27 protein-coding genes, 4 tRNA genes and 1 pseudogene are annotated in these 26,631 nt (G+C 66.5%); 20 read left to right on the forward strand and 12 right to left on the reverse strand.

The features are described 5' to 3' along the window. Positions 1-49 precede the first annotated feature (49 nt). The 3 genes from JYG32_RS09440 (at position 50) to JYG32_RS09450 (ending at position 2,510) form a co-directional block, all read left to right on the forward strand. Entirely contained in the window at positions 50-1,783 is a 1,734-nt protein-coding gene (locus tag JYG32_RS09440) for an FAD-dependent oxidoreductase (RefSeq protein ID WP_213263406.1), read from the forward strand. Then, positions 1,780-2,001: a hypothetical protein gene (locus JYG32_RS09445; RefSeq protein WP_213263407.1), complete on the forward strand. Its 222-nt coding sequence runs from the start codon at positions 1,780-1,782 to the stop codon at positions 1,999-2,001. Before JYG32_RS09440 ends, JYG32_RS09445 begins: the two co-directional genes overlap by 4 nt. Positions 2,002-2,255: 254 nt before the next feature. Continuing rightward, positions 2,256-2,510 (forward strand): GlsB/YeaQ/YmgE family stress response membrane protein, encoded by a 255-nt coding sequence (locus tag JYG32_RS09450; protein WP_027788093.1) that lies wholly within the window; start codon positions 2,256-2,258, stop codon positions 2,508-2,510. Positions 2,511-2,589: 79 nt separating this feature from the next. Here JYG32_RS09450 and JYG32_RS09455 read toward each other — a convergent pair. The 3 genes and pseudogenes from JYG32_RS09455 to JYG32_RS09465 form a co-directional block, all read right to left on the reverse strand. Beyond that, a pseudogene (locus JYG32_RS09455) lies at positions 2,590-2,839 on the reverse strand (TlpA family protein disulfide reductase); the annotation flags it as partial. Between the two features lie 53 nt (positions 2,840-2,892). After that, positions 2,893-5,256, reverse strand: a complete 2,364-nt coding sequence (locus JYG32_RS09460) for a TonB-dependent receptor (RefSeq protein WP_213263408.1) — start codon at positions 5,254-5,256, stop codon at positions 2,893-2,895. A 129-nt stretch (positions 5,257-5,385) separates the two neighbouring features. Further along, positions 5,386-5,775, reverse strand: coding sequence for a DUF2946 domain-containing protein (locus JYG32_RS09465; protein ID WP_213263409.1), 390 nt, complete (start codon positions 5,773-5,775; stop codon positions 5,386-5,388). Between the two features lie 240 nt (positions 5,776-6,015). Between JYG32_RS09465 and JYG32_RS09470 the strand changes: the two genes are divergently transcribed. Continuing rightward, entirely contained in the window at positions 6,016-6,120 is a 105-nt protein-coding gene (locus tag JYG32_RS09470; RefSeq protein ID WP_162484450.1) for a chorismate mutase, read from the forward strand. A gap of 223 nt (positions 6,121-6,343) precedes the next feature. After that, positions 6,344-6,943 carry a chorismate mutase gene (locus JYG32_RS09475; RefSeq protein ID WP_213263410.1) on the forward strand — a complete coding sequence of 200 codons (600 nt, stop codon included), beginning with the start codon at positions 6,344-6,346 and terminating at the stop codon, positions 6,941-6,943. A gap of 38 nt (positions 6,944-6,981) precedes the next feature. On the opposite strand, the gene JYG32_RS09480 is transcribed toward JYG32_RS09475, so the two are convergent. After that, positions 6,982-8,109 carry an exonuclease domain-containing protein gene (locus tag JYG32_RS09480; protein ID WP_213263411.1) on the reverse strand — a complete coding sequence of 376 codons (1,128 nt, stop codon included), beginning with the start codon at positions 8,107-8,109 and terminating at the stop codon, positions 6,982-6,984. A 141-nt stretch (positions 8,110-8,250) separates the two neighbouring features. Continuing rightward, positions 8,251-8,454: a cold-shock protein gene (locus JYG32_RS09485; RefSeq protein ID WP_011351289.1), complete on the reverse strand. Its 204-nt coding sequence runs from the start codon at positions 8,452-8,454 to the stop codon at positions 8,251-8,253. Between the two features lie 393 nt (positions 8,455-8,847). Between JYG32_RS09485 and JYG32_RS09490 the strand changes: the two genes are divergently transcribed. Continuing rightward, positions 8,848-9,114, forward strand: a complete 267-nt coding sequence (locus JYG32_RS09490; RefSeq protein ID WP_213263412.1) for a hypothetical protein — start codon at positions 8,848-8,850, stop codon at positions 9,112-9,114. Positions 9,115-9,611: 497 nt separating this feature from the next. Next, the gene (locus tag JYG32_RS09495) at positions 9,612-10,757 is read left to right on the forward strand and encodes a porin (protein WP_174379725.1); all 1,146 of its coding nucleotides are present in this window, start codon (positions 9,612-9,614) and stop codon (positions 10,755-10,757) included. 83 nt (positions 10,758-10,840) lie between these two features. Here the strand turns inward: JYG32_RS09495 and greB are convergent, their stop codons facing one another. Next, positions 10,841-11,401 (reverse strand): transcription elongation factor GreB, encoded by a 561-nt coding sequence (gene greB, locus JYG32_RS09500; RefSeq protein WP_174379724.1) that lies wholly within the window; start codon positions 11,399-11,401, stop codon positions 10,841-10,843. A gap of 131 nt (positions 11,402-11,532) precedes the next feature. Between greB and JYG32_RS09505 the strand changes: the two genes are divergently transcribed. The 3 genes from JYG32_RS09505 (at position 11,533) to JYG32_RS09515 (ending at position 11,888) form a co-directional block, all read left to right on the forward strand. Beyond that, positions 11,533-11,609, forward strand: a tRNA-Arg gene (locus JYG32_RS09505). Between the two features lie 65 nt (positions 11,610-11,674). Then, positions 11,675-11,751 (forward strand) — tRNA-Arg (locus tag JYG32_RS09510). A gap of 60 nt (positions 11,752-11,811) precedes the next feature. Beyond that, positions 11,812-11,888 (forward strand) — tRNA-Arg (locus tag JYG32_RS09515). A gap of 190 nt (positions 11,889-12,078) precedes the next feature. Here the strand turns inward: JYG32_RS09515 and JYG32_RS09520 are convergent. From JYG32_RS09520 to JYG32_RS09535, 4 genes are all read right to left on the reverse strand, one after another. Beyond that, complete coding sequence (locus JYG32_RS09520; RefSeq protein ID WP_174379723.1) at positions 12,079-14,445, reverse strand: RelA/SpoT family protein; 2,367 nt, start codon at positions 14,443-14,445, stop codon at positions 12,079-12,081. A 63-nt stretch (positions 14,446-14,508) separates the two neighbouring features. Next, a complete protein-coding gene (rpoZ, locus tag JYG32_RS09525; protein ID WP_174379722.1) occupies positions 14,509-14,712 on the reverse strand; it encodes a DNA-directed RNA polymerase subunit omega in 204 nt (67 codons plus the stop codon). A gap of 58 nt (positions 14,713-14,770) precedes the next feature. After that, the gene (gmk, locus tag JYG32_RS09530) at positions 14,771-15,454 is read right to left on the reverse strand and encodes a guanylate kinase (protein WP_174379721.1); all 684 of its coding nucleotides are present in this window, start codon (positions 15,452-15,454) and stop codon (positions 14,771-14,773) included. 109 nt (positions 15,455-15,563) lie between these two features. Continuing rightward, positions 15,564-16,487, reverse strand: a complete 924-nt coding sequence (locus JYG32_RS09535; protein ID WP_034182984.1) for a YicC/YloC family endoribonuclease — start codon at positions 16,485-16,487, stop codon at positions 15,564-15,566. A 173-nt stretch (positions 16,488-16,660) separates the two neighbouring features. Between JYG32_RS09535 and rph the strand changes: the two genes are divergently transcribed. The 9 genes from rph (at position 16,661) to JYG32_RS09580 (ending at position 23,262) form a co-directional block, all read left to right on the forward strand. Then, positions 16,661-17,401, forward strand: coding sequence for a ribonuclease PH (gene rph / locus JYG32_RS09540; protein WP_213263413.1), 741 nt, complete (start codon positions 16,661-16,663; stop codon positions 17,399-17,401). Continuing rightward, the gene (rdgB, locus tag JYG32_RS09545) at positions 17,394-18,020 is read left to right on the forward strand and encodes an RdgB/HAM1 family non-canonical purine NTP pyrophosphatase (RefSeq protein WP_213263414.1); all 627 of its coding nucleotides are present in this window, start codon (positions 17,394-17,396) and stop codon (positions 18,018-18,020) included. The genes rph and rdgB overlap by 8 nt, the downstream gene beginning before the upstream one ends. A gap of 34 nt (positions 18,021-18,054) precedes the next feature. Continuing rightward, the gene (gene hemW, locus JYG32_RS09550; RefSeq protein WP_174379718.1) at positions 18,055-19,269 is read left to right on the forward strand and encodes a radical SAM family heme chaperone HemW; all 1,215 of its coding nucleotides are present in this window, start codon (positions 18,055-18,057) and stop codon (positions 19,267-19,269) included. Positions 19,270-19,412: 143 nt separating this feature from the next. Beyond that, a tRNA-Ser gene (locus JYG32_RS09555) sits at positions 19,413-19,500 on the forward strand. Positions 19,501-19,640: 140 nt separating this feature from the next. Then, positions 19,641-20,036: a hypothetical protein gene (locus tag JYG32_RS09560; RefSeq protein ID WP_174379717.1), complete on the forward strand. Its 396-nt coding sequence runs from the start codon at positions 19,641-19,643 to the stop codon at positions 20,034-20,036. A gap of 212 nt (positions 20,037-20,248) precedes the next feature. Beyond that, the gene (locus JYG32_RS09565; protein ID WP_213263415.1) at positions 20,249-20,542 is read left to right on the forward strand and encodes a hypothetical protein; all 294 of its coding nucleotides are present in this window, start codon (positions 20,249-20,251) and stop codon (positions 20,540-20,542) included. Positions 20,543-20,882: 340 nt separating this feature from the next. Continuing rightward, entirely contained in the window at positions 20,883-21,374 is a 492-nt protein-coding gene (locus JYG32_RS09570) for an energy transducer TonB family protein (RefSeq protein ID WP_174379715.1), read from the forward strand. 293 nt (positions 21,375-21,667) lie between these two features. Continuing rightward, entirely contained in the window at positions 21,668-22,978 is a 1,311-nt protein-coding gene (locus tag JYG32_RS09575; protein ID WP_213263416.1) for an MFS transporter, read from the forward strand. Positions 22,979-23,082: 104 nt separating this feature from the next. Next, positions 23,083-23,262, forward strand: a complete 180-nt coding sequence (locus JYG32_RS09580; protein WP_174379713.1) for a hypothetical protein — start codon at positions 23,083-23,085, stop codon at positions 23,260-23,262. A 19-nt stretch (positions 23,263-23,281) separates the two neighbouring features. Here the strand turns inward: JYG32_RS09580 and waaC are convergent, their stop codons facing one another. After that, positions 23,282-24,280 carry a lipopolysaccharide heptosyltransferase I gene (waaC, locus tag JYG32_RS09585; RefSeq protein ID WP_213263417.1) on the reverse strand — a complete coding sequence of 333 codons (999 nt, stop codon included), beginning with the start codon at positions 24,278-24,280 and terminating at the stop codon, positions 23,282-23,284. A gap of 171 nt (positions 24,281-24,451) precedes the next feature. Here waaC and JYG32_RS09590 point away from each other — a divergent pair, with 171 nt between their 5' ends. Further along, positions 24,452-25,993 carry a chloride channel protein gene (locus JYG32_RS09590; RefSeq protein ID WP_174379711.1) on the forward strand — a complete coding sequence of 514 codons (1,542 nt, stop codon included), beginning with the start codon at positions 24,452-24,454 and terminating at the stop codon, positions 25,991-25,993. A 116-nt stretch (positions 25,994-26,109) separates the two neighbouring features. Here the strand turns inward: JYG32_RS09590 and JYG32_RS09595 are convergent, their stop codons facing one another. Next, positions 26,110-26,511 (reverse strand): YXWGXW repeat-containing protein, encoded by a 402-nt coding sequence (locus JYG32_RS09595; protein WP_213263418.1) that lies wholly within the window; start codon positions 26,509-26,511, stop codon positions 26,110-26,112. Positions 26,512-26,631 lie beyond the last annotated feature (120 nt).

The raw sequence follows: 26,631 nt of genomic DNA on the forward strand, positions 1-26,631 counted from the left end.
CGCGTCAGCGATGCGCAAGCGTCGAACCAGACCACCCAGGAAGCCAACGATGGACATCGAATTCAAGCCCTACCCGTTCGTCGCCGAGCGCCGTCCCGCGCGTCTGCCGGACTGCGTCGACGGCATCGATACGCGCAGGCATCGCGTTGCGATCGTCGGCGGCGGCCCCGTGGGCCTCGCCGTCGCGCTCGGCCTCGCGAACCATGGCATCCGCAGCGTGCTGATCGAGGCCGACGACTCGGTCTGCCACGGCAGCCGCGCAATCTGCATCTCGCGGCGCAGCCTCGAGATCATCGAACGGCTCGGCGCACTCGACAGCTTTCTGCGCACGGGGCTGCCGTGGACCGGCGGACGCAGCTTCTACCGTCGCGACGAAGTGCTGCATTTCACGATGCCGCAGGACGAAAACCAGAAGCTGCCGCCGATGGTGAATCTCGCGCAGTACCACATCGAGCAGTTCCTGCTCGACGCCGCGCTGCGTCGCCCCGAGTTCATCGAAATCCGCTGGCAGACGAAGGTCATCGGTGTGACGCGGCAGCCGGACGGCGTGCGCCTGGACGTCGACACGCCGCTCGGCGGCTACGCGCTCGACGCCGACTGGGTCGTCGCGTGCGACGGCGGACGCAGCACGATGCGCGACGCGCTCGCCCTGTCGCTCCAGGGCACGAGCTACGAGGGCCGCTATGTGATCGTCGACATCGCGCTCGACAGCGACCGGCCGACCGAACGGCTCGCGTACTTCGCCCCGTCGTCGAACCCGGGTTCGACCGTGCTCGTCCACAAGCAACCCGACAACGTGTGGCGGATCGACTACCAGTTGCGCGACGACGAGGACGCCGAAGCGGCCGTGAAGCCCGAGAACGTGATCCCGCGCGTACAGAACCTGCTCGACATGATGGGCGAACGCGGCGCGTGGTCGCCGATCTGGATCACGATCTACAAGGCGAACGCGCTGACGCTCGAACGCTACCGGCACGGCCGCGTGCTGTTCTGCGGCGACGCCGCGCATCTCGTGCCGATCTTCGGCGTGCGCGGCGCGAATTCGGGCATCGACGATGCCGACAATATCGCGTGGAAACTCGCGTACGTGATCCGCGGCCTCGCGTCGGACTCGCTGCTCGACAGCTACTCGGACGAGCGCGTGTTCGCGACGCACGAGAACCTGCGCTACGGCACGAAGAGCACCGAGTTCATGGCGCCGCCGTCGTTTGCTTTCGAGCTGATGCGCAAGGCCGTGCTGACGCTCGCGGTCCGGCATCCGGCGCTGCGTTCGCTGATCAACCCGCGTCAGACATCGGCAATCGCGTATGCGGCGTCGCCGCTCAACGCGGCCGAACGCGACGCATTTGCGGCCGGCCCGGCGCCCGGCACGGTACTCGCGGAATGCCCGCTGACGCTGTACGCGGCGCACGCCAGCGACACTCGGCACGGCCACCTGACCGATCTCGTCGCACCGCGCTTCACTGCGTTCTGCTTCACGATCGACGGCACGCCCGATCCGTCGCTGGCCGATCTCGCACGACGCCTGCAGGATGCGCGGATACCGTTCGCGCTCGTCACGCTCGCACGGCATGCGGCGCCGCGGCAACCGGCCTGCGGCGGCCATGACGACGACGGCCGGCTGTTCGACCTGTACGGCGCGCGCGACGGCACCGTTTATCTCGTGCGTCCGGACGGGCATGTACTCGGCCGCTGGCACGACGCTCGCGCCGACGACGTGGCCGCCGCGCTCGAAAGCGCACTCCATCCGCGCGCATCCACCGACCTTCAGGAAACCGCATGATGACCGACGCCGAACGCGACACGCTCTACACCGACCTGTGCCGCACGATGACCCGTATCGGCGAAGCCGACGCATCACTCTTTCTGGCCCGTTTCGCACTGCTGTCGATCGAGGCGATCGGCGATACCGCGACCGTCGCACGGCTGATCGCCGACGCAGGCGACGGACTGCCCGACGCCGGCATGCAAGCATCGACGCACGGCGGCCAAGGTTCCTGATCGACGGACTTCATCGTCAGGCATTTATTACAAACTCATTTCGCCACGCATCGTCCGCGCACGAGCGTCGCCGTAGGCAGACAAATTCACTGGAAAATCCGCTTGAGGGTGCATAACATTACTTAACGATTCTGACCCGCCTATCGCGTTACATTGCGTGGGCGGCGCGGCGGGTCGCAATGCCGCCTTCACCCAGCTTGCGGCGCGACAGCCGAAGTCCGGTCATTTCGACTCAACACAAGGAGAGGATCACCATGACTCATGGCTTGATTATGTGGCTCATCATCGGCGCGATCGCCGGCTGGCTTGCCGGCCTGCTCGTCAAGGGCGGCGGCTTCGGGCTGATCGTCGACATCATCGTCGGGATCGTCGGCGCGGTGATCGGCGGCTGGCTCGCCGGGCTGCTCGGCATCAGCATCGGCAGCGGCTTCATCGGCTCGGTGATCGTCGCGGTCGTCGGCGCCGTGATCCTGCTGTTCGTGATCCGGCTATTCAAGCGAGCGGCCTGACGCTTCTCTCCACGCGCCTTCGGGCGCGTTTTCGCATCAGGCCGGCGCGCGGCCCATTCGCCGCGCGCCACCGGCTCGTTCAACGCTTCACGCGCTGCAACCCGCCGTCGAGCACGTAAGCCGTCAGCAATTCGCTGCGCGCCTCGCGTGCACCATCGCGCTCGATCCACACGGTGCGCGGCATTTCCCCCCCTTCATCCCGCATCGAGCGCCGCGCGCCGACGCTCGGGCATCGGCTCCGCGTTCGCATGCTGCGCGACCTGCGGCGGCAGGTTCATCCGCGCGGCGTGCGGATCGACGGTCTTCGACACGTCATGCGCATCGTGCGCGCCGGCGGACAACAGTGCCGCGAACCACAGCGCGCAGCCGGCCGCGAACGATTTCACAGCGACCATTTCAGTTCTCCGTAGAACGTGCGGCCCGGATACGGGTGGAACACGTAATAGCGGCGGTCCGTCAGGTTGTCGATACCGACCGATGCGGTCCAGCGACGATCGAAGCGGTAGCGCGCCTTCAGGTCGACGACCGTGAACGAGCTCGTGCCGCCGTAGACATCCGGATTCACGTCGCTGTTGTCGAGCGTGTTGAACTGGCGGCCGGAATAGCGCACGCCGACGCTCGCGAGCCAGTGCTCGTCGAAGCGATACGACGCGAGCAGGTTCGCGCGCATGCGTGGAATGCGCGGGAAGCGCGAGCCGACGTAGGCAGGATTTGCGGCATCGGCGAGGATCTGCGCGTTGCTCGCCGACACGTTCGCGTCGATCGCGAGCCCCTTCAGCCCGACGTTCTCGCCGCTGAACGCGAGTTCGACGCCGCGCACGCGCACGCGGTCGACGTTCGAGATGTTGGTGACGGTCGTCGCGCCCGCCACCGTCGTCTGGCTGTAGATCGAATCGCGCAGGTCGCTCTGGAACACGCTGGCGCGCACGACGCCGACACCCACGTCGCGCTCGGCCGTGAAGTCCCAGTCGATCGCCTTTTCCGGCCGCAGGTTCGGGTTGTTGTTGACGATCGCGTTGTTCGAGATCGTGCCCTGGAACAGCTCGCCGACCGTCGGGAAACGCGTGCCGGTCGCGAACGACAGCCGGAAGCGCCAGACGTCCGTCGCATCCCACTGCAGCGCGACTTTCGGCGACAGCGCGTTCGCGCCGCGGTCCGCATAGCCGAGCGTGCCGCTTGCGTTGCCGAGCGCGCCGCCGTATGCATCCCAGCGCTCGTAGCGCAGCCCCAGCGTCGCGAGCCAGCCCGGCGCGAAGCGCCACGCGTCCTGCCCGAACAGCGCCTGCGTGCGCGTGTCGCCGCGATAGACGCTCGCGAGCGACGTGGTCGGCCCGGCCAGCCAGTCGGCCGTGTTGTACGTGACGTTGCGCAGGAAGTAATTGTCGTAGTGATAGCCGAACGTGAACGTGTGGCCCTTCACTTCCGGTGCCTCGACCTTCAGGTCGAGCGTGCGCCAGCCCGTGCCGTCGCCCTGGAACAGCGTGCCCGCGCCGCCCTGCACGGTCGACGCCGCACGCAGCACGTCGCGCGACACGTCGTACACCGACACGACGCCCGACAGCCGCCACCCGGAATCGAGCCGGCCGTTCAGGCCGAGCGCGTACAGCCAGTTCTCCTGGTCGCCGCGCTGCGGCGCAAACGCATTCGGTGCGACGGTCATGTTCCGGCCGCCGATCGACACGTTGCCGCCGTAGACCGGATTGCCGGCCGCATCGCGCAGGAAGGTTTCGCCGTGCTGCCGGTAATGGTTCTCCCAATGCCCGAGCGTGAGCGTCGCGTCGACATGGTCGGTGAACGCGTAGCCCATCCGGACCGTCTCGTTGAGCTGCTCGGTCCGCTCGATCGTCTGCGCGCCGACGATCGTCCGCGGCTTGCCGCTGGGCCCGATGTCGGTCGCGGCGCCCGTCACCGGCACGGCAGCGCCGAGCTTCGGGTTGTAGGCCGAATTGGGGCTCGCGTACTGCATCGGCTGACCGTTGTTCTCCAGCCGGTCGAGCGACAGTGCGAACCAGAGCCGGCCGACGCGGTTCGCGATCCGCGCGGTCTGGTGATTGCCGCCGAAGCTGTCCGCAAACCCGTAGCCGTCGTGGTAGCGCTGCGTAAAGAACTGCGTCGACAGCGACGCCTCGAGTTTTTCCGGGCGGCGCGTCGTGAGCAGCACGGTCGAGCCGACCGAATTGCCGGGATACAGCGCGGAAAAGGGGCCATAAAGCACGTCGACGCGCGCAATGTCGTCGGGCGGAATCAGCGACCAGCGCGGCGGGTATGCATAGCTCGAGCCGAGCAGGTTCGACAGCAGCACGCCGTCGGCGTAGACGAGCCCGCGCGCGCTCTGCAGTTCGTTGAAGTCGCGGCCCGCAAACACGCTGTTGCGGTCGCCGATATAGCGCTTGCGAACCATCAGGTTCGGCGCGTACTTCAGCGCGTCCTCGGTGGTGACGTTGGTGTGCGTATCGATCCGCTCGCGCGTGATCGACTCGACGACGGCCGGCGTATCCGGATCGACGGGTTGCCGCTGTGCGGTCACGCTGACGGCGGTCAGCGTATCGCCGACCGGGGCGGCCGACGTGGCGGCCACAGCGGAGGCCGGCGCGGCGGCACCGGTGGAACGATCGACACCACCGGGGGCCGGACCGACGCGTGCATCATCCGGCGAGGCCGCGTGGGCGGCTGGCCACGTGAAAGCGGCCGCGCACGCGAGCGCGAGCCGGCCACGCGACGACCGCGCGGCGAAGGTAGACGACATGAGTGAATTCCTGAAAACGTGATCGGACGCCGCCCCGGACACGAGCGGACGCGCCGCGCACGAACGGCGCGGCGCGCGGGCCCGGCCGCGGGCGGCACGCGCGCCAACGGGGCGCGCGGACGACATCAATCAGATCGGGGCGTTTTCAGGCGGGGCGCGCGGCTGCGCGAGACGGATGCCCTTGCGGGGGAAATCGGGAACGGCCGGGGCGGCCGCGCGGTAGACAAACGACCGCACGAAGCCCGGCATCGCGGGCAGGTTCGTGCCGAGCGCGACGTTCGCCGCGAAGCCCGGGCAGTACACGCAGTGCGGCACGCCGGCATGGTCGAACGACGCCGTGTCGCGCTCGTCGCCCGACTGCGCGAGCACGATCTGGCGCGCGCCCGCTGCACTGCACAATTCGAGCGTGAGCTCGCCGGAGCCGCTCGACGCAAGACGCGCATAGCCGATGACAGGCGACAGTACGTTCAGTACCAGCGCCAGCCATACGAGGCCGATCCATCGCGTCGTTCGTTTCATCGCGGTCCGGGAAAAAGTGCGCGCAAGTATAACAAGCGGCCCGATTGTTGCCGATTGCGCAGAATGCAATAGACGGCATCGCACTTCGCATCGCAACGCATGTGCCGTTAATACAACAGAGACAAAATCTAACGATTCGGCTCTGGCATAAATCCAAGCACGAGGTTGATAATCATCGAACCTGCTGGAGAAACGATCATGGACGAAAGACCAACTCGCATGCCACCGCCGGAGCAAGTGATGAGCCCGGATCCGGAACCCGTCGGCGTGGAATTCCTCGCCGAATTGCCCGAGCACGTCAGGGCATTCTTCGACGAGCAGCACAAGCTGTACTCGCCGAAGTGAACGCCTGTTCGGTTCTGTAACCGCCACGTGTCGATCATCGCTATCGTGCGGTTCATCGCTGCGCATCGCGCGCAATTCGCCTCGCACCCGGGCCGCAACAGCCTGACGGTGCTGGATCAGTTCGCCTGCTGATTCTCCTGTCGCGTCGCTACGCCGCGCGGCTGTCTTCGTCTATTCTTCTGGTTTTCCACGTCCGGCCCGCCCGGCTCTCCCGATCATTCCGATGAAGCAAGCCATTCGTGCCAGCGTCGCTGTCGCCGCGCTCGGCGTCGCCCTCTTTTCGTCGCCACGCATCGCCAGCGCAGACGGCGACGACACCGCGCTCACCAACGTCGTCGCGCTCGCGTCGCAGCGCCTCGCGCTCGCCGAACCGGTCGCGCGGTGGAAATGGGCGAATCACAAGGCGATCGAGGACCAGCCGCGCGAAGCGGCACTGCTTACCTCGGTCGAAAAGCGCGCGGCACAGGCCGGCGTCGATCCTGCGTTCGCACGGACGTTCTTCGAGGATCAGATCGCCGCGAGCAAGAACGTGCAGAACGCGCTGTTCGCGACCTGGCGCGCGACGCGGCCGCCCGAGGGCACGCCGCCCGATCTTGCGACCAGCACGCGCCCGGCGCTCGACCGGCTGACGCAGAAAATGCTCGCGGGTCTCGCGCAGGTCGCGCCGCTGCGCGACGCGCCCGATTGCCAGGCGCGGCTTGCACGCAGCATCGCGAACTGGAAGACGCTCACGCGCTATGACTCGACGCAGGCGCAGGCGCAGGCACTCGACACTGCGCTGTCGCACGTCTGTTCGGCCGGCGGCGCAAGCGCGATCGGCTGACGCGGCCTGCGCAGCGGGCGCGGATCGCGCCGCTGCGCTCAACCCGCGGGCGTGAGCGCAGCGAGCGGAATCAATTGAAGCCCGCGCGCGAGATGCGTCTGCAGCAGGCGATGGGTGAAGGGTTCGAACGTGCCGTCCGCCGTGTCGGCCACGAGCCGCGCGGCCGCGTCGAGCGATTCCGCCGAGCCGAGGTAGCGCCAGCCGTCGATCACATGAAACAGGCGGTGCTCGCCGTTCGCCTCGAACGCAACGGCGCCCTCGAATGGCCAGGGCGCCGCGCCTGCACGGGCCGCATCGGCCGCGGGACGCCGGTTGTACGACGGACGCAGTTGGGCGATCCATTGCGCTTCGGCGAGCATCGCGCCCAGTTCATTACCGGTCTCGCGCCATTCGACGCGCCGCACCTGCTGCGCAAGCCGCATTTCCTTCGACGAGCGCCGCTCGCCCGTCAGCAGCGAGCGCAATCGCTGCCGCACGCGCACGCTGCGGCCGACATACAACGCTTCGCCACCCTCCCCGAACAGCGCGTACGCGCCGCATCCGGCCGGTGCGGTATCGAGCCAGGCTTCGGTCAGATCGCCGGCCAGACGGAAGTGGCGCGTCGTGCGCGCGATCTGGTCGCGCAACCGCTCGAGCGGCACGATGTCGTGCAACTGGCGCCAGAACTGCCAGAGCAGGTCGGCATCCGCCAGCGCCCGGTGGCGCGCAGCCGGAACGAGGCCATGCCGCTCGATCAGTGCGTCGAGCCCGTGCCGCGACTCGCGCGGGAACAGCGCGCGTGACAGCCGCACCGTACACAGCACATCGGGATTGAACGCGAAGCCGGCGCGCTCGAATTCGGCGCGCAGGAAACCGCGATCGAAGCTCGCGTTGTGCGCGACGAACAGCTTGCCGTCGAGCCGCTCGAACAGCGCCGGCGCGAGCGACGCAAACGACGGCGCGCTGCACACCATCGCGTCCGAAATGCCCGTCAGTTGCTGGATGAACGGCGGAATCGACTGGCCCGGATTGACGAGCGTCGTCCACGTCGACACGCCAAGCGGGCCGATTTCGACCACGCCGATTTCGGTGATGCGATGCTCGGCGGACGAACCGCCGGTGGTTTCAAGGTCGACGAAGACGAGCGGTTGCTCGCTGGCGGGATCGGACGGACGGAAATCGGACATGAAAAGACACGGAAACGATGCTTCCATGAGTATGCACCGGCATGCGTGTTCGCGGCCAGCGCGGACGGCAACGATCCGCCCCCGGAAAACGAAAAGCCCCCGCGATGCGGGGGCCGGACGTGATCGGCAATGCGAGGCGCGTCAGACCGCCTGGATATTCGCCGCCTGCTTGCCTTTCGGCCCGACTTTCACGTCGAACGAAACACGCTGGTTTTCCTTCAGCGTCTTGAAACCGTCCATCTTGATTTCGGAAAAGTGCGCAAACAAATCTTCACCGCCATTGTCCGACGTAATAAAGCCGAAACCTTTAGCATCGTTAAACCATTTCACGATACCGGTATCCATGTCTTCGTTCCCCACTCGTTTAGATCAAAAAAGCTATTTTTATAGCCGTTTCCCGAAATCCCGAAACATTGCGCCAGCACCCTTACCAGCACGCCGCCCGAGGACGGAGTGCTGACTTTATAAATGGGACAATCCGGGTGCGTCAAGAAAATTTTTGACGACCTCTTTATCAAAAAAGCGCTAATGCCATTGGAATCGGTACACCATCGGCTTTCATTAATTGATTCGCACCAAAAACCTGTCAACATTACCGGGTTCGGATCACCAATAATCACCACCTCGGAATTTCTACCGGGGACAAATCGACTCGGTAAATTCCTCGGGTTTTTTCCGGGTTGCGGAAATCCGGGGACATTGCGATGCTGATGTAACGCCGAAAGGAAGGAGAGGGTCATGTGGCTGGACGGAATCAAGCGCTTCGCGAGCCGGCTCGGGCGCGTACGACGCAAGTCCCGCGCGCTGGCCGAGTCCGCTCGCGAAGCGCCGTGCGACACCGAGTTCGATACGACCTGGCACGGCGATCACTGGCAGAACCTGCTGGCATCGCCACTGGATGCCCGTCACTACGTGATGGAAGACTGGACCTACACGCCGCCGCCAACCGAAACCGAGGAAGCTGCACCGGCAGGCAAGCGCAAGCGGCGCTCGTACGCGCAATAGCGCACGGTAAGCGGGGCAAAAAAAAGCGCGACTGGGAAGTCGCGCCGACAAAGGTTTGGAGATCTTTTCCGTCAACGAAAAAGTCTGCTTCGGAAAGCAGAGATCGCAGTATAACGAGAGAACCACCTTTCATTATTCATGCTCCACACAAACCTCTATTGCCGAAGCGTCAATAATCGCGCTACCGCCACCACCGCCTGCTGATCATCTGTCGCGATCACGCAACGCCCGTTACGCACTCCTGATCGCCATTTTCCTTCGCTGCACCGCCGCAAACCCTTGATGGACAATCGTTTGCGCGCATTCGCCGATCTTTGCGGATTCCAAAATACATTATTGCTTAAAGCGCGCCTCTCGCCCGCTCCGCCCGCTCCGTACACTGCAAATGGCTTTCCGAGAAACGCACCGCCGCCCTGCCGGGCCGGCCACGGCGTCAAGCACAACATGCCCGTCCGGCAGCAGGTTCGATCGATATCATCCTGTTTGGAGACAGATCCATGAAAAAAACCCTGATCGTCACCGCGTTGTCGGGTGTATTCGTTACAGCAGCTCACGCGCAAAGCAGCGTGACGCTATACGGCCTGATCGACGCAGGCATCACCTACACGAACAATCAGCACGGTCACAGCGCCTGGCAGGAAACGAGCGGTTCGGTCAACGGCAGCCGTTGGGGCTTGCGCGGCACTGAAGATCTCGGCGGCGGCCTGAAAGCGATCTTCACGCTGGAAAATGGTTTCGGCATCAATAACGGCGCGCTGAAGCAGAACGGCCGCGAATTCGGCCGGCAAGCGTTTGTCGGCCTCGCGCACGACACCTACGGCTCGCTGACGCTGGGCCGTCAGTACGACAGCGTCGTCGACTATCTCGGGCCGCTGTCGCTGACCGGTACGCAATACGGCGGCACGCAGTTTGCACACCCGTTCGACAACGACAACCTGAACAACTCGTTCCGGATCAACAACTCGGTCAAGTACCAGAGCGCGAACTACGGCGGCCTGAAGTTCGGTGCGTTGTACGGGTTCTCGAACTCGACGGCGTTCGCGAACAACCGCGCGTATAGCGGCGGCGTGTCGTACAGCTACCTGGGCTTCAACTTCGCCGCGGCCTACTTGCAGTTGAACAGCGACGTGAACGCGCTCGCGCAGGCAGCGACCGATCCGGGCGCGGTGACCGGCGACTGGACCTTCGCGTCGCGCGTGCAGCGCACCTGGGGCGCGGGCCTGAATTACGGGTTCGGCCCCGCCACGGTCGGCTTCGTGTTCACGCAGACGCGCCTGACCGGCATCCGCGCCATCAGCGCAGGCCAGTCCGGCGTATCCGGCGGCATCACGGGCCTCGGCGGAACCGCCCGCTTCAGCAACTACGAAGTCAACGGCCGCTACGCGCTGACGCCGGCACTGTCGCTCGCCGGTTCCTACACGTACACGCAGGGCCGTCTCGCCGGCGACAAGCCGACCTGGCACCAGTTCAACCTGCAAGCCGACTATGCGCTGTCGAAGCGCACCGACGTCTACCTGCAGGGTGAATTCCAGAAGGTCAACAATGACGGCCTCGACCTCGGCGCGAACATCAACGGGCTGGGCGCCGCGTCCTCGACCAACAAGCAGATCGCGGTCACGGCCGGCCTGCGCCATCGCTTCTGAGCGACCGGCGCAGCCGCTTCACGCCGGATGACGAAGCGCCCCGCCGGGGCGCTTTTTCTTTGCCGGAATGCGCAGGCCGCCGCTCAGGCACCCGGTGCCGGATATCGAACGTCGAGTATGTCGATCGGCTGCGGGCCGACCGGCGTCATCAGCGTGACGGTATCGCCGATCTTCGCCTTGATCAGCGCACGCGCGACCGGCGAAATCCAGCTCACGCAGCCGCGGTCGAGATCGACCTCGTCGATCCCGACGATCGTGACCGTGTGGTCCTCGCCGTCCGGCGTCTCGTAATCGACCGTTGCGCCGAAGAACACCTGGTCGACATTCTCCTGCCGGCTCGCGTCGACGACTTCGGCGAGATCGAGCCGCTTCGTCAGGAAGCGGATGCGGCGATCGATCTCGCGAAGCCGCCGCTTGCCGTAGATGTAATCGCCGTTCTCCGACCGGTCGCCGTTCGACGCGGCCCACGACACGAGCCGCACGACTTCGGGGCGCTCGACATCGATCAGGTTCAGCAACTCGTCCCTCAGCCGCTTGTGGCCGGCCGGCGTGATGTAGTTCTTCGCACCCGCCGGAATCGCGGGTTGAGCCTGGTCGAGATCGTCGTCGTCACCGTCCGACTCTTTGACAAACGCCTTGTTCATGATGCAGATTCAATACGTGGATGACTGATGCTCCAAGGGTACACGAAGGGCGCCCCGCGAAGGTCGCGCCGCTTGATTCGCGAATAAGGCTTCCCTTTTTATACAACCCTGCTATAATTTCGCTTCTGCGTGCGGCTGTAGCTCAGTTGGATAGAGTACTTGGCTACGAACCAAGGGGTCGTGGGTTCGAATCCTGCCAGCCGCGCCACCTTTTCGAGGGCCTTCCCAACCGAAGGCCCTTTCAGTTCGAAGTAGTAGCTTTTTGTTTTGCGTGCGGCTGTAGCTCAGTTGGATAGAGTACTTGGCTACGAACCAAGGGGTCGTGGGTTCGAATCCTGCCAGCCGCGCCACTTTTTTGGGGGCCTTCCCATCGCAGAAGGTTCCGACAGTTAAGCAGTACCGCTTTGCGTGCGGCTGTAGCTCAGTTGGATAGAGTACTTGGCTACGAACCAAGGGGTCGTGGGTTCGAATCCTGCCAGCCGCGCCACCTTAAAAAGGGCTTTCCTCCGGGAAAGCCCTTTTTCTTTTCTGCCCCCCCCCCTCACTCGCATCACGACATGCTTGCGCCCGACCGCCTTCGGAGGGACGCCGGCAAAGCCGCTCACTCTCGTTGCGCAGCACACGTGAAAACGGCGGCCATCAGCCGCCGTTGAACGATCGCCCACAAAAGGTACGCGTCAATAATCCTGCCGCTCGCGCTCGATGCGCATGCCGCCGTCGTGGCGCGCGTGCGCGCCGTCGTCGGTCGAACGCTCGCGCATGATCCGCATCACGTCCGGATTGGTTCGCACGCGCCGCATCACGTTCGCGAGATGCACGCGGTCGCTGACCTGGATCACGAAGCGCAGCACCGTCGATTCGTGCGTCAGATCCTCGTCCATCGCAATATGAACGATGTTCGCGTCGGCCGACGTGATGTCCGCCGCGACGCGCGCAAAGATGCCCTTCGTGTTCTTCACGAGCGCCTTCACCGCGACATCGAACAGGCGGCCTGGCTGCGGCGCCCATTCGACGTCGATCCAGCGGCCCGGATCGCGGCGATGGATGCGCTGCGCGACGCGGCAATCGGTCGTATGAATCGCCATCCCCAGGCCGATGCCGATGTAGCCCATGATCGCGTCGCCCGGAATCGGCCGGCAGCATGCCGACAACTGCACGGACATCCCTTCGGTGCCGGTAATCACGACCGGCGGCGCATGATGCGCCGGATGCCGCTCGGACTTCGGCAGGTCGTCGTCCGCGTCGCGGCCGCTCATCAGCACCTCGATGCGCTTGGCCATCACCGCGGCGACGCGGCGGCCGAGGCCGATGTCCGCGAAGATTTCCTGACGGCTCTTGTTGCCGGTCCACTGCACGAGCTTTTCCCACACTTCCGGCGCAACGTCGGCCAGCGCGAGACCATAGCCCTTCAGGCTCTGGTCGACGAGCCGCTCGCCGAGCTGCACGGATTCGTTCAGGCGCATCGTCTTCAGGTAGTGACGAATCGCCGAGCGCGCCTTGCCGGTACGCACGAAGCCGAGCCATGCAGGGTTCGGCTTCGAGTACGGCGCGGTGATCACCTCGACGATGTCGCCGCTCTTCAGCTCGGTGCGCAGCGGCAGCAGCTCGTTGTTGATCTTCACGGCCACGCACTGGTTGCCGAGATCGCTGTGGATCGAATACGCGAAATCGAGCGCCGTCGCGCCGCGCGGCAGCGCCATGATCTTCGACTTCGGCGTGAACACGTAGACCGCGTCGGGGAACAGGTCGATCTTCACGTGCTCGAGGAATTCGCTCGAATCGCCTGCTTCGCTCTGGATGTCGAGCAACGATTTCAGCCACTGGTGCGCGCGCTTCTGCACGTCGCTGAGATCCGCACTGCCGTTCTTGTACAGCCAGTGCGCGGCCACGCCGGCCTCGGCAATCTCGTGCATCTTGCGCGTACGCACCTGAAACTCGATCGGCGCACCGAACGGGCCGACGAGCGTCGTGTGCAGCGACTGATAGCCGTTGATCTTCGGGATCGCGATGTAGTCCTTGAACTTGCCGGGCACCGGCTTGTACAGCGCGTGCAGCGCGCCGATGCATGTGTAGCAGTCGAGCGCGCTCTCGACGACGACGCGAAAGCCGTACACGTCGAGCACCTGCGAGAACGACAACTGCTTGTCGCGCATCTTGCGGTAGACGCTGTAGATGGTCTTTTCGCGGCCGGTGATCTCGGCGTCGATCTTCGCGTCGGCCATCGCGCGCTGCGCGGCCTCGAGGATCTTGCTGATCACTTCGCGGCGGTTGCCGCGCGCGGCCTTCACGGCCTTCTCGAGCGTCGCGTAGCGATGCGGGTTGAAGTTCGCGAAGCTCATGTCCTGCAGCTCGCGATACGTGTTGTTCAACCCGAGCCGGTGCGCGATCGGCGCGTAGATGTCGAGCGTTTCCCGCGCCACGCGGCGGCGCTTTTCCATCGGCACCGCACCGAGCGTGCGCATGTTGTGCAGGCGGTCGGCGAGCTTGACGAGAATGACCCGCACGTCGCGCGCCATCGCGAGCAGCATCTTGCGGAAGTTTTCCGCCTGCGCTTCCTCGCGGCTGCGGAATTCCATCTTGTCGAGCTTCGACAGGCCGTCGACCAGTTCGGCGACCTTCGGGCCGAACCGTTCGGCCAGCTCGCTCTTGGTCACGCCCTGGTCTTCCATCACGTCGTGCAGCAACGCGGCCATCACGGCCTGCGCGTCGAGCTTCCAGCCGGCGCAGATTTCCGCGACGGCGACGGGATGGGTGATGTAGGGTTCGCCGCTCTGGCGATATTGACCGAGGTGGGCTTCGTCGCTGAAGTGGAACGCCGCCTTGACCTCTTTGATTTCGTCCGGAGGAAGATACTCGGCAAGCGCGGCGGTCAGTTTCGCGATCGAAACGACGCCGTGCTTGCGCGGCTGCTCCGGAGTGGCGGTCGGCCCGAACAGATGCCGGAAGGACTGTTCGAGGACCGCGTCGATGTACTGGCGCGCAGGCGACTGGGCCGTGACTTCGGTGGTCGAATCCGCGGAGGCGGACGATGGGGTGGTGCTCATATTCGCCTCCAGGTCGAGTCGTTGCGCGCGTGGATTACATGGCTGGAACGGGCCGGATGCGCGTTACACCGGCACCTTCTTGAGCATCTCGACGCCGACGTGGCCGGCGGCGATCTCGCGCAGCGCGACAACGGTCGGCTTGTCGCGGCTTTCGATCTTCGGCGTATGGCCTTGCGCGAGCTGCCGCGCGCGATAGGTGGCGGCGAGCGCCAGTTCGAAGCGGTTCGGGATCTGCTTCAGGCAGTCTTCGACGGTAATGCGAGCCATGTTGGTAATTCCTTCTGAATATAGTGCTTATTCTACCTTATGTCCCTCGTCCCCCGCGTCATTCCGCGTGGGGCAGATGGATGCCGAGCTCGATGAACAGCTCCGTGTGTCGCGCGTACTGCGAAGCGAAGCGCAGGCGCGTCGCCGCGACGATGCATTCGAGCTCCGCGAGCGCACGCTCGAAATTCTCGTTGATCACCACGTATTCCGCTTCCGACGCGTGCGCGATCTCGCTGCCGGCAGCCAGCAAGCGCCGCGTGATCACGTTCGGTTCGTCCTGGCCGCGCTTCTTCAAACGCTCCTCGAGCGCGTCGAGCGACGGCGGCAGGATGAAGATGCCGACCGCGTTGCGGAACTGCTTCTTCACCTGCAGCGCGCCCTGCCAGTCGATCTCGAGCAGCACGTCGTGGCCGTTCTTCATCTGCTCTTCGATCCAGACGCGCGACGTGCCGTAGTAGTTGCCGTGCACTTCCGCACTCTCGAGGAATTCGTGCGCCGCGTGACGCGCGCGGAAATCCTCGACGGTCGTGAAGTGGTAATGCTGGCCGTCCTGTTCGCCCGGGCGCGGCTTGCGCGTCGTGTACGAGATCGACAGGCAGATGTCGCTGTCCTTCGACAGCAGCGCATTCACGAGCGTCGACTTGCCGGCGCCCGACGGCGCGACGACCATGAACAGGTTGCCGGGATAAACGCCGCCGTGCAGCGAATGCGCGGCGTGGCCGTCGTGGGTGGGTTGGGTCATGTCTGCCTCCGCCGGGCCACCCGGCACTTCGATGGAAGCGCCCGGTGGAGACGGGGGGGCTGCGCCCCCCCGAGCGAACGCAGTGAGCGTGGGGGTTGTTTCATCTCGGTTACTCCAGGTTTTGCACTTGCTCGCGCATCTGCTCGATCAGCAGCTTCAGCGCCATCGACGCGTCGGCCAGTTCCTTCGCCGCCGCCTTCGAGCCGAGCGTGTTCGCTTCGCGATTCAGTTCCTGCATCATGAAATCGAGACGCTTGCCGACGCGGCCGCCCTTCTCGATCACATGGCGCGTTTCGTTCAGGTGCGCGGTGAGCCGCGACAGCTCTTCCGCGATGTCGATCCGGATCCCGTACATCGTCACTTCCTGACGAATGCGCTCCGCGGCTTCCTCGCGCGTCACGATCGGCGCGCTGCCTTCCGGCGCCGCGATGCCGAGCGCTTCCTGCAGCCGCTCGACGATCTTCTGCTGATGCTTCGCGATCAGCTCCGGCACGAGCGGCGTGATGCGCGCGACGATCGCTTCCATCTCGGCGACGTTCGACAGCAGCATCGTCGCCAGTTGCGCGCCTTCGCGCGAACGCACGACGACGAGCTCGCCGATCGCTTCCTTGCCGCACGCGAGCACCGCGTCGCGGATCGCGTCGGCCGACACGCCGCTTTCCGCGATCACGCCGGGCCAACGCAGGATCTCGCCCGCGCGCAGGCGGCCGACGCCCGGGAACGAGTCGAGCACCGCGCGCTCGAGATCGGCAAGCTGGCCGAGCGCCGACTGGTTCAGCGCGCCCGCGCCGATGCTCTGTTCGCCGCGCTGCAGGTTGATGCGCACGTCGACCTTGCCGCGCGACAGCTTGTTCATCAGCATTTCGCGCAGCGCGGGTTCGCACGCGCGCACGTCGTCCGGCATCCGGAAATTCAGGTCGAGGAAGCGCGAGTTCACGGTGCGCAGTTCGACCGACACGCTGGTGCCGCCGTTGCCGGTGGCCGTCGCGAGTTCGCGCGTTGCGCTCGCGTAGCCCGTCATGCTGTAGATCATGGTTCGTCTCGCCGTCTGAGTGCCCTCGCGGGCGGGGATATGTCGAGGCGCCCGGCGCATCGGAAAGCGCGGGGCGGGAAGCGCGCATTATCCCATTTTTGCGGACCACCCCGCCGGGCAAGCCTGCCGTTCGGCGCTAGAATCGCGGTTTCCTCTCCTTCCGCGATTCCCACATGACGTCCTCCCTTTCCCGCCCGAGCGGCCGCCGCGCCGACGAACTGCGCAAGGTCGCCCTCACGCGCCACTACACGAAACACGCCGAAGGCTCCGTACTGGTCGAATTCGGCGACACCAAGGTGCTCTGCACCGCGAGCGTCGCGGAACGCGTGCCCGAATTCCTGCGCGACCGCGGGCAAGGCTGGCTGACCGCCGAGTACGGCATGCTGCCGCGCGCGACGCACACGCGCAGCGACCGCGAAGCCGCGCGCGGCAAGCAGACGGGCCGCACGCAGGAAATTCAGCGCCTGATCGGCCGCGCGCTGCGCGCGGTGTTCGATCTCGAGGCACTCGGCCCGCGCACGATCCACATCGACTGCGACGTGATCCAGGCCGACGGCGGCACGCGCACGGCCAGCATCACCGGCGCATTCGTCGCCGCGCACGACGCCGTGTCGAAGCTGATCGCGGCCGGCAAGCTCACGCGCTCGCCGATCACCGACCACGTCGCCGCGATCTCGGTCGGCGTGTACGAAGGCGCGCCGGTGCTCGACCTCGACTACGCGGAAGATTCGCAGTGCGACACCGACATGAACGTCGTGATGACGGGCGCCGGCGGCTTCGTCGAAGTCCAGGGCACGGCCGAAGGCGTGCCGTTCTCGCGCGCCGAGATGGACGCGCTGCTCGACCTCGCGCAGGGCGGGATCGCCGAGCTCGTGCAGTTGCAGAAGGACGTCCTGGGCGCCGGCGATGCCTGACGATCGCACCATCGCGCCGCTGTCGCGCATCGTTCTCGCGTCGAACAACCCCGGCAAGCTGCGCGAATTCACCGCGCTGTTCGCGACGGTCGGCATCGAGATCGTCCCGCAGGGCGACCTTGCCGTGCCCGAGGCGGAAGAGCCGTTCGGCACGTTCATCGAGAACGCGCTGACGAAGGCGCGGCATGCATCGCGGCTCACCGGGCTGCCGGCCATCGCCGACGATTCCGGCCTGTGCGTGCCCGTGCTGCGCGGCGCGCCGGGCGTCTATTCGGCGCGCTATGCGCAGCGCGCGGGTCGCGACAAGGGCGACGCGGCGAACAACGCGTATCTCGTCGAGCAGTTGCGCGGCGTCGACGACCGGCGCGCATACTATTGCTGCGTGCTCGCGCTCGTGCGCCATGCGGACGATCCCGAGCCGCTGTTCGCCGAAGGGCGCTGGGCGGGCGAAATTGTCGACACGCCGCGCGGCGAGCACGGATTCGGCTACGACCCGTATTTCTACCTGCCGTCGCTCGGCGCGACGGCAGCCGAACTCGAGCCGGCCGTGAAAAACACGCACAGCCATCGCGCGCTTGCGCTGAAGGCGCTGCTTGCGCGGCTCGCGGAGGAAGCATGACCGTGCCCGATACCCATTCGCTGCGGGAGGCCCCATGAGCCAGGCCGCGGAAACCGGCGCGCGCGTCGTCGCGACGTTCACGTCGCCCGGACAGGTGCGGCTCACGTCGCTGCCGCCGCTCGCGCTGTACGTGCATTTTCCGTGGTGCGTGCGCAAGTGCCCGTACTGCGATTTCAACTCGCACGAGTGGAAAGGCGAACGGTTCCCGGAAACCGAGTACCTCGACGCGCTGCGTGCCGATCTCGAGCAGGCACTGCCGCTCGTGTGGGGACGGCAGGTGCATACCGTGTTCATCGGCGGCGGCACGCCGAGCCTGCTGTCGGCGGCCGGCCTCGACCGGATGCTGTCCGACGTGCGCGCGCTGCTGCCGCTCGACGCCGATGCCGAGATCACGCTCGAGGCGAATCCGGGCACGTTCGAGGCCGCGAAGTTCGCGCAGTTCCGCGCGAGCGGCGTGAACCGGCTGTCGGTCGGCATCCAGAGCTTCAACGAGGCGCACCTGAAGGCGCTCGGCCGGATTCACGACACCGCGCAGGCGCGCGCGGCCGTCGAGATCGCCGCGAAGAACTTCGACAACTTCAACCTCGACCTGATGTTCGCGCTGCCGAACCAGACGCTCGACGAATGCCGTACCGACATCGAGACCGCGCTGTCGTTCGCGCCGCCGCATCTGTCGCTGTATCACCTGACGCTCGAACCGAACACGCTGTTCGCGAAGTTCCCGCCCGTCGTCCCCGACGACGACGCGTCGGCCGACATGCAGGAATGGATCCACGCGCGCACCGCCGAGGCCGGCTACGGGCGCTACGAGGTGTCCGCTTACGCGAAGCCGAATCATCAGTGCAAGCACAACCTGAACTACTGGCGCTTCGGCGACTATCTCGGGATCGGGGCGGGCGCGCACACGAAGCTGTCGTTCCCGAACCGGATCCTGCGGCAGGCACGCTACAAGCATCCGGCGACCTTCATCGAGCAGGCGATGGCCGGCACGGCCGTGCAGGAAGAGCGTGAAGTCGGCGCGCGCGACCTGCCGTTCGAGTTCATGCTGAATACGCTGCGGCTCGTCGAGGGCTTCCCCGTGCACAGCTTCGCCGAACGCACGGGCCTGCCGATGAGCACGATCGAGCCGGCGCTGAAGGAAGCGGAACGGCGCGGGCTGATCGCGCGCGATTTCGCGCAGATCGCGCCGACGCCGCTTGGCCAGCGTTTCCTCAACGACCTGCAGGAATTGTTCCTGCGCGACGATTGAAGCGATGCATGCGAAGGCATGGGACCGGGGCAAGCACTGAAGTGCCATCTCCGGTCGACCGCGAAGCATGGGACCGGAGTAAGCACTGAAGTGCCAACTCCGGTCGACAGACGCGGCATTTCGGTTACAATGCCGCCTCGCGTGGAAGCGTGGCCGAGCGGTTTAAGGCACTGGTCTTGAAAACCAGCGACGGGAAACTGTCCGTGAGTTCGAATCTCACCGCTTCCGCCAGGAAGTTCGCCAAACCCCGTCCATTCGCCGAATGACGGGGTTTTTGTTTGTCCGCACGCCGCTCCCCCACGTTCCGACGCGTCGCGCCGGATGCCGTTACAATCCCGCGCTCCGAATCCCGAAACGGGAAACCCCACGTCATGAAACCCTTCCTCGCCTCGTCGCTCGTCGCCATGCTGGCTGCCGTCAGCACGCATGCCGCGGCCGACACCGCCTCCGGCAGCGACGCGCAGGCGTCGTGCGCGATCGCGTACGTGACCGGCGTCGGCGGCTCGCCGCGCGGCCTGAGCGAATACCTCGCGAGCCCGTCACCCTACAACTACCTGAAGGACAACGATCTCCAGTGCAAGGTGTCGGACGACGGACGCACGTCGAACTGCACCGGCGTGACCTACCTCCGGAACGAACAGGTCAGCGTATACGACGATTCCGATCCGGCGACGCTGACCGTCGTGGCGCGCGTGGAGCTCGACCACGGCCAGAAGTACCCGGTGATCGTCGTCGTGCAGCGAAAGGACGCGCGCTGCAAACAATGACGCCGCCGTGCCCGCAAGCCCGTCAGTCGGGACGGAACGTGCGTTCGCGGCAGCGCACCACCGAATTCGCATAACGGCCGCCGTCGCGCCGCGCCGGATGCCTCCCGGCCCGCTTCGCTATCACCTAGAATTCGTTCAACACGGCGACACGACCGCCGCCGCGTACTCGATGCCGCACGCGCCACCCCTGCGCGCGGCACACGGAGATCGCCATGACCGAACTGTCGACACCGACGGGACACGTCGATTACGAAGGCTTCGAGATCCATGTCGTGACGGCCACCGCGCCCGGCAACGACACGCGCTACACCTACACCGGCTACGTGTGCCATCCGGGCGCGAATCCCGCACTGCCCGGCCACGCGGTACCGTTCCACGCGGACGGCGAGGAAAGCTTCGCGAGCATCGATGAAGCGGTCCACGAAGCCGTGCACATCGGCAAGAGCATCATCGACGGCACGCACCCCGACCTGTCGGTGCTGTCGCTCGTCACGCACGGCTTCTGAAACGGACAAGCGGGATCGCATGCGATTGCGCGCGCATCGGCCGCGGTGCTGCATGCGGCGACCGCTGCGCGCGGTCGGACGAGCGTCGCGAGCCTGCATGTGCGTCGAGCGCGTGCCTTTCAATCTTGCAACATCTACGCCGGCATGCGCATGCGCTGCCGCAACGCGAACCGGTCGAGCGCGCTGTCACATGTCACGTCACATCGCGACGCACGGGGCGGCGCCCGGCCGTCATCATCAGCGATCGCAACGCCCGGCATCGCGCGTTATGCGTTTCTCCCGATATCGGCTTGCGTGCGTACGCCTATCATTTTTCTATAGTCACTTCTGGCTATCTCCCATGCGCCCCGTTCTCCGTCCGCGCGTCGACCGGCTGCGTATTGCTGCGCTGGCCGTCGTCGCCATGCTTGCCGCGTGCACGATCACGCCGCCGCCGTCGCTGCACTCGATCCTGACGATTCCGTCGATCACGCGCAGCGCGAGCCGCGACCAGTATCGTGTCGAGGTTGCGCAACGTGTCGCCGAACGCAATCCGTCCGGCATGCTGCGCGGCACACCGCAGGCGATGCTCCGTTCGCTCGTCGTCGTCGCATTCACCGTCGATCGCAACGGCCGCCTCGTCAACGCCTCCGTCTATCGCAGCAACGGCGACAGCGAAGCGGAAGCGCTCGCGCTCGCGTCGCTGCGCCGCTCGGCGCCGCTGCCGGCGCCGCCGGCGCGACTGCTCGACGGCAACGGCCAGATCGAAATGATGGAAGGCTGGCTCTTCAACGACGACGGCCACTTCCAGTTGCAAAGCACCGCGTCCGCGCAGGCACAATCGCTCGACTGACCGCCCGCCGCGCCGCGATTGCCGGCGTACGGCAGCGCTGGCTATAATTTTCCGCAATCGCGCGGCCATCACGCCGCGCGCGCGTTCGCGCGCCCCACCCGGCATGCGAGCCGACCACGCCGGCACCAGGCGGCGGCGACGTACCCGTCTCCATCGTCGACCGGCGGGTGACGTCCGCGCCACGACGCGCGTCCACACCGCCACCGCATCATCCGCTCGGCTGCCCCCGGCAGGCGTCCGCCTGCCCGACCGCACGCACAGCCGACCGCCCCAACGACAAAACGGAGACATCCATGTCCGCATCCCCCCCGACCGTTGCACACGCAACCGGTTCGGCCGGCGCCGTCAGCCACCGGCGCATCGTGTTCGCGAGCTTCATCGGCACCGCGATCGAGTTCTACGATTTCTACGTGTACGCGACGGCCGCCGCGCTCGTCATCGGCCCCGTCTTCTTCCCGCACGGCTCGGCGACCGCGCAGGCGCTGTCCGCATTCGTCACGTTCGGCATCGCGTTCATCGCGCGCCCGATCGGCTCGTTCCTGTTCGGGCACTTCGGCGACCGCATCGGCCGCAAATCGACGCTCGTCGCGTCGCTGCTCGTGATGGGCGTGTCCACCACCGCGATCGGCTTCGTGCCCGGCTACGACGCGATCGGCACGCTCGCACCGGTGCTGCTGTGCGTGCTGCGCTTCGGCCAGGGGATCGGCCTCGGCGGCGAATGGGGCGGCGCGGCGCTGCTCGCGACCGAGCACGCGCCGCAGGGCAAGCGCGGCTGGTTCGGGATGTTCCCGCAGCTCGGGCCCTCGGTCGGCTTCCTGATGTCGAACGGCCTGTTCTTCGCGCTCGCGCTGTCGCTGTCCGACGAGCAGTTCCGCAGCTGGGGCTGGCGCATCCCGTTCCTGGTCAGCGCGGTGCTCGTCGCGCTCGGCCTGTACGTGCGACTCAAGATCACCGAAACGCCCGCGTTCCAGGCGGCCCTCGACCGCAACGAGCGCGTGCGCGTGCCGGTCGCGACGCTCGTCTCGCAACACTGGCAGCCGACGCTGCTCGGTGCGCTCGCGATGGTCGTCTGCTACACGCTGTTCTACATCTCGACGGTGTTCTCGCTGTCGTACGGCGTGTCGGCGCTGCATATTCCGCGCCAGAGCTTCCTCGGCCTGCTGTGTTTCGCGGTCGTGTTCATGGGGCTCGCGACGCCGCTTTCCGCGTGGGCGTCGGATCGCTTCGGCCGCAAGCCGGTGCTCGTCGTCGGCGCGATCGCCGCGCTGCTGTCGGGTTTCGCGATGGAACCGCTGCTCGGCGGCGGCTCGATGCCGCTCGTCGCGCTGTTCCTGACGATCGAGCTGTTCCTGATGGGCGTGACGTTCGCGCCAATGGGCGCGTTGCTGCCGGAACTGTTCCCGACCAACGTCCGCTATACGGGCGCGGGCGTCGCGTACAACCTCGGCGGGATCCTCGGCGCGTCGATCGCGCCGTATATCGCGCAACTGCTGGCTGCGCGCGGCGGGCTGTCGTGGGTCGGCGGCTATGTATCGGTCGCGGCGGCAATCAGCCTGGTCGGCGTGCTGCTGATGCGCGAAACGCGCGACGCGTCGCTCGTCTGAGTCTCCGGGGCGACCCGGGTTGTGCGGCGGCCGGCGCTACCTATACTCGATCCTGGGTGCGCCGCTGCGCGCCCCCGGAATCCCGCCCCGAAGGAGCCGCCGCCATGAACGTCCGCCTCGGCAATGCCGATCTCGTCCTGATCCTCGCGCTGGCGCTGGGTGGCGCGCTGCTGCTCGCGCTGCGCTTCCGGCCGAAGACGTGGCGCGGCCTCGTGTTCGAGGCACTGCTGGCGAATCTGGCGGCCATCGCCGCCGTCATCACGGTCGAGGCGTTGCTCGCCTGAACCGGCCCGCCCCGCTGCGTCAGGCGGTCAGCCGCGCGCGCAGCGCGCCGTAGGCGGGGCCGACCGCATCGATCGCGTCCAGCGCCTGCTCGACGGACGGCATCGTGCCCGGCTCGCCGATCGACAGCGCATTCGGTGCGCCGCCGATGCCGCAATGGTGGCGCGACGTCGCGACGAAAATCATCACGGTCGGCCGCTGCAGCGCGTGCGCCATGTGCACGAACCCCGTATCGACCCCCACCACGAGCGCGGCCCGGCCGAGCGCCGCGCCGAGCTCGCGCACCGTCATCGCGGGCAGCACGACCGCGCCCGGCGCCCGCGCGGCGATGTCCTGCGCATCGTCATGCTCGGCCGCCGATCCCCACGGCAACAGCACGCGCACGCCGCGCGCCATCATCTGCGTGGCAAGCGCGGCCCAGTGGTCGGCCGGCCATTTCTTGTCGGGATTGGACGTCGCATGGAACAGCAGCATGAACGGCGCGCCGTCGGTCACGGCTGCCGGCAGGCTCGCGTCCTGCGGTGGGACGACGCCGTACGTGGCGACGCCTTCGGGCACGTAGCCGAGCGCCTCGCCGGCGCTCACGCGCATCCCGTGCCATGCGTCGCAGTCCGGCCGCGGGCCGAAACGATGCGAATACGCGAAGCGTGCGCCCGTTTCGCCGAGATCCTGCGTCTGGTAACCGACGCGGCGCGCGGCGCGCGCCAGCGCCGAAATGATCGCGCTCTTGTAGACGCCGTGCAGGTCGATGACCGCATCGTAGCGATGCGCACGCAATGCACCGATCGACGCCGAAATCGCCTTCAGGTCGCCGGCATTCCGGAGCTTCTTGAAGCGGCGCAGCGGCGCGCACAGGACGGCGCTCACGCCCGGATGCCAGCGCACGACCTCGGCGCACGATTCGTCCACGGCCCAGTCGACTGTCACGCCGGGAAAGGCGCGATGCAGGTCCGCGACGACGGGCAACGTCTGGACGACGTCGCCGAGCGACGTCACTTTTACGATGAGGATGCGTTTCACGTTTGCGGGGAAGAGCCAGCCATTTGGGGATGCTAACGACGGATGTCCGCCGCGCACATTACTCCTGAATTACATTTGAAACAAAATGCTACAAGCTTGCGAAACGCTGTCGCCCACTGCTTGGCCCCGGTTCCTTTTTATAATCGGTCCTTTGTCCGATGGCCCGCGCCGATGCCACGCCCCGCCCTTCCCGCCCTGTTTCCGGTCCTCACCCGCCGCTCGCTGCGAATCTGGCGCCAGTACGGTGTCTTCTGGCTCGGCGCGATCGTCGTCGGCCTCGCGGCCGTGCTCTACGCGCGGCTGATCGACTGGGGCTACGAGACCTTCCGGACGATGCGCGATCATGCCGTGTGGCTGCCGCTGCTGCTGACGCCGGCGATCGCCGCCGTGTCGGCATGGCTCACGCGCCGGTTCTTCCGCGGCGCCGAGGGCAGCGGCATCCCGCAGGTGATCGCGACGCTGCATGCGCGCCCGAGTGCGTTCGGCGCCCGGCTGCTGACGCTGCGTATCCTGTTCGGCAAGGTGCTGGTCTCGTTCCTGGGCATCCTGGGCGGCTTCACGATCGGTCGCGAGGGGCCGACCGTGCAGGTCGGCGCGGCGCTGATGTTCAACCTGCGGCGCTTCTACCCGCGCTCGAACGCGCAGATCGAACGCCAACTGGTGCTTGCCGGCGCGGCAGCCGGGCTGTCGGCCGCGTTCAATACGCCGCTCGCCGGGATCGTGTTCGCGATCGAGGAGCTGACCCGCAGCTTCTCCGCGCGCGCGAGCGGCGTGCTGATCACGGCGATCATCCTTGCCGGTGTCGTCGCGCTCGGCCTGAACGGCAACTATACCTATTTCGGCACGATCGATGCCGGTCCCCATTTTCCGAAGCTGCTGGCGCTCGCGGTGCTGGTCACCGCGATCGTGACGGGCATCGCGGGCGGCCTGTTCTGCTGGCTGCTGCTCAACACCGGGCGCTGGCTGCCCGCGCAACTGCTCGGCCTGTATCGCGAGCGGCCGATCGCGTTCGCCGCGCTGTGCGGCTTCGTGATCGCCGTCGTCGGCCTCGTGTCCGGCGGCACGACGTTCGGCAGCGGCTATGCCGAAGCGCGCGGCCTGCTCGACGGCCGCGAGCAGTTGTCGGTGTTCTACCCGTTCCTGAAAATGGTGTCGATGGTCGCATCGTACCTGCCGGGCATCCCGGGCGGGATCTTCGCGCCGTCGCTGTCGATCGGCGCCGGGTTCGGCAACCTGCTGCACATCGTGTTCGGCAACATGAGCCTGCCGATGCTGATCGCGCTCGCGATGGTCGGTTACCTCGCGGCCGTCACGCAGTCGCCGATCACGTCGTTCGTGATCGTGATGGAGATGATCAACGGCCACGCGCTCGTGATTTCGCTGATGGCCACCGCACTGGTGTCGAGCCGCGTGTCGCGCTTTTTCGCGCCGCCGCTCTACGAAACGCTCGCCCAGCGCTATCTCGCGCCGCCCGTTGCGGCCACGGAACCGGCTGCGGCAACCGCGGCGGCGACGACCGGCGTCACCGAGCCGCAGGATGCTACCGCCGCGCCCGCCGATCCGCTCGACACGCTGCGCGACGAAAACAGCGACGAGCCGGCCACCACAGCGCCGGACGAGCACGCGGCACACGCGCCGGCGCCGCACGACGACGGGCCGGCGGCGGCCGGCGCCTACGGCCCGGCGCTGCCCGGCCCGCGCGACGCTCAGTAGATCACGACGGGTGCCGGCCGATAGTAGACGGGCCGCGCCGGCACGACGATACAGCCGGCCAGCGTGATCGCGACGAGCGCGATGGCGATTGCGGTTCTTTTCATCACGCGCCTCCATCACGCCCAGTGGCCGCGGGTCCAGAACCAGTTCGGACCGCGCTGGTCCCAGTGGCCCGGCACCCATTGCATGCCGACGCGCTCGGCTTCCCAGCGACCGTCGATCCACACGTAGCGGCCATGGTCCCAGTGCCAGTGCCCGCGCTCCCACACGTAGCCCACCCGCGCGGTCGGCACGACCTCGTAGCGCACGGGCGGCGGCGCATTCGGCGCGACGACGACGATTTCCTCGGTGCGCACGGCGACCGGCTCGGCGATGACCACGCGGCCCTGCGGCGCGATCACGGGCGCGCCGACGAGAATCTCGTCCGCATGCGCGGCAAACGGTGCGACGACGGCTGACAGGCCCGCGGCAAACAGCGCGAGCGAAACGATACGGCGTTGAACGGTAGAGACAGCCATCACAACCTCCTGGTTGAACAAGTAACGCGAGCGTATTCGTTCAATGCGGGAGGCCCGATAACGGCCGACAGACGCCGTGTTACGGCGTGCCCGAAAGTGCAACAGGGCGTAAGACGCGCA

The sequence above is a fragment of the Burkholderia pyrrocinia genome, assembly GCF_018417535.1.
GTDB classification, from domain to species: domain Bacteria; phylum Pseudomonadota; class Gammaproteobacteria; order Burkholderiales; family Burkholderiaceae; genus Burkholderia; species Burkholderia pyrrocinia_E.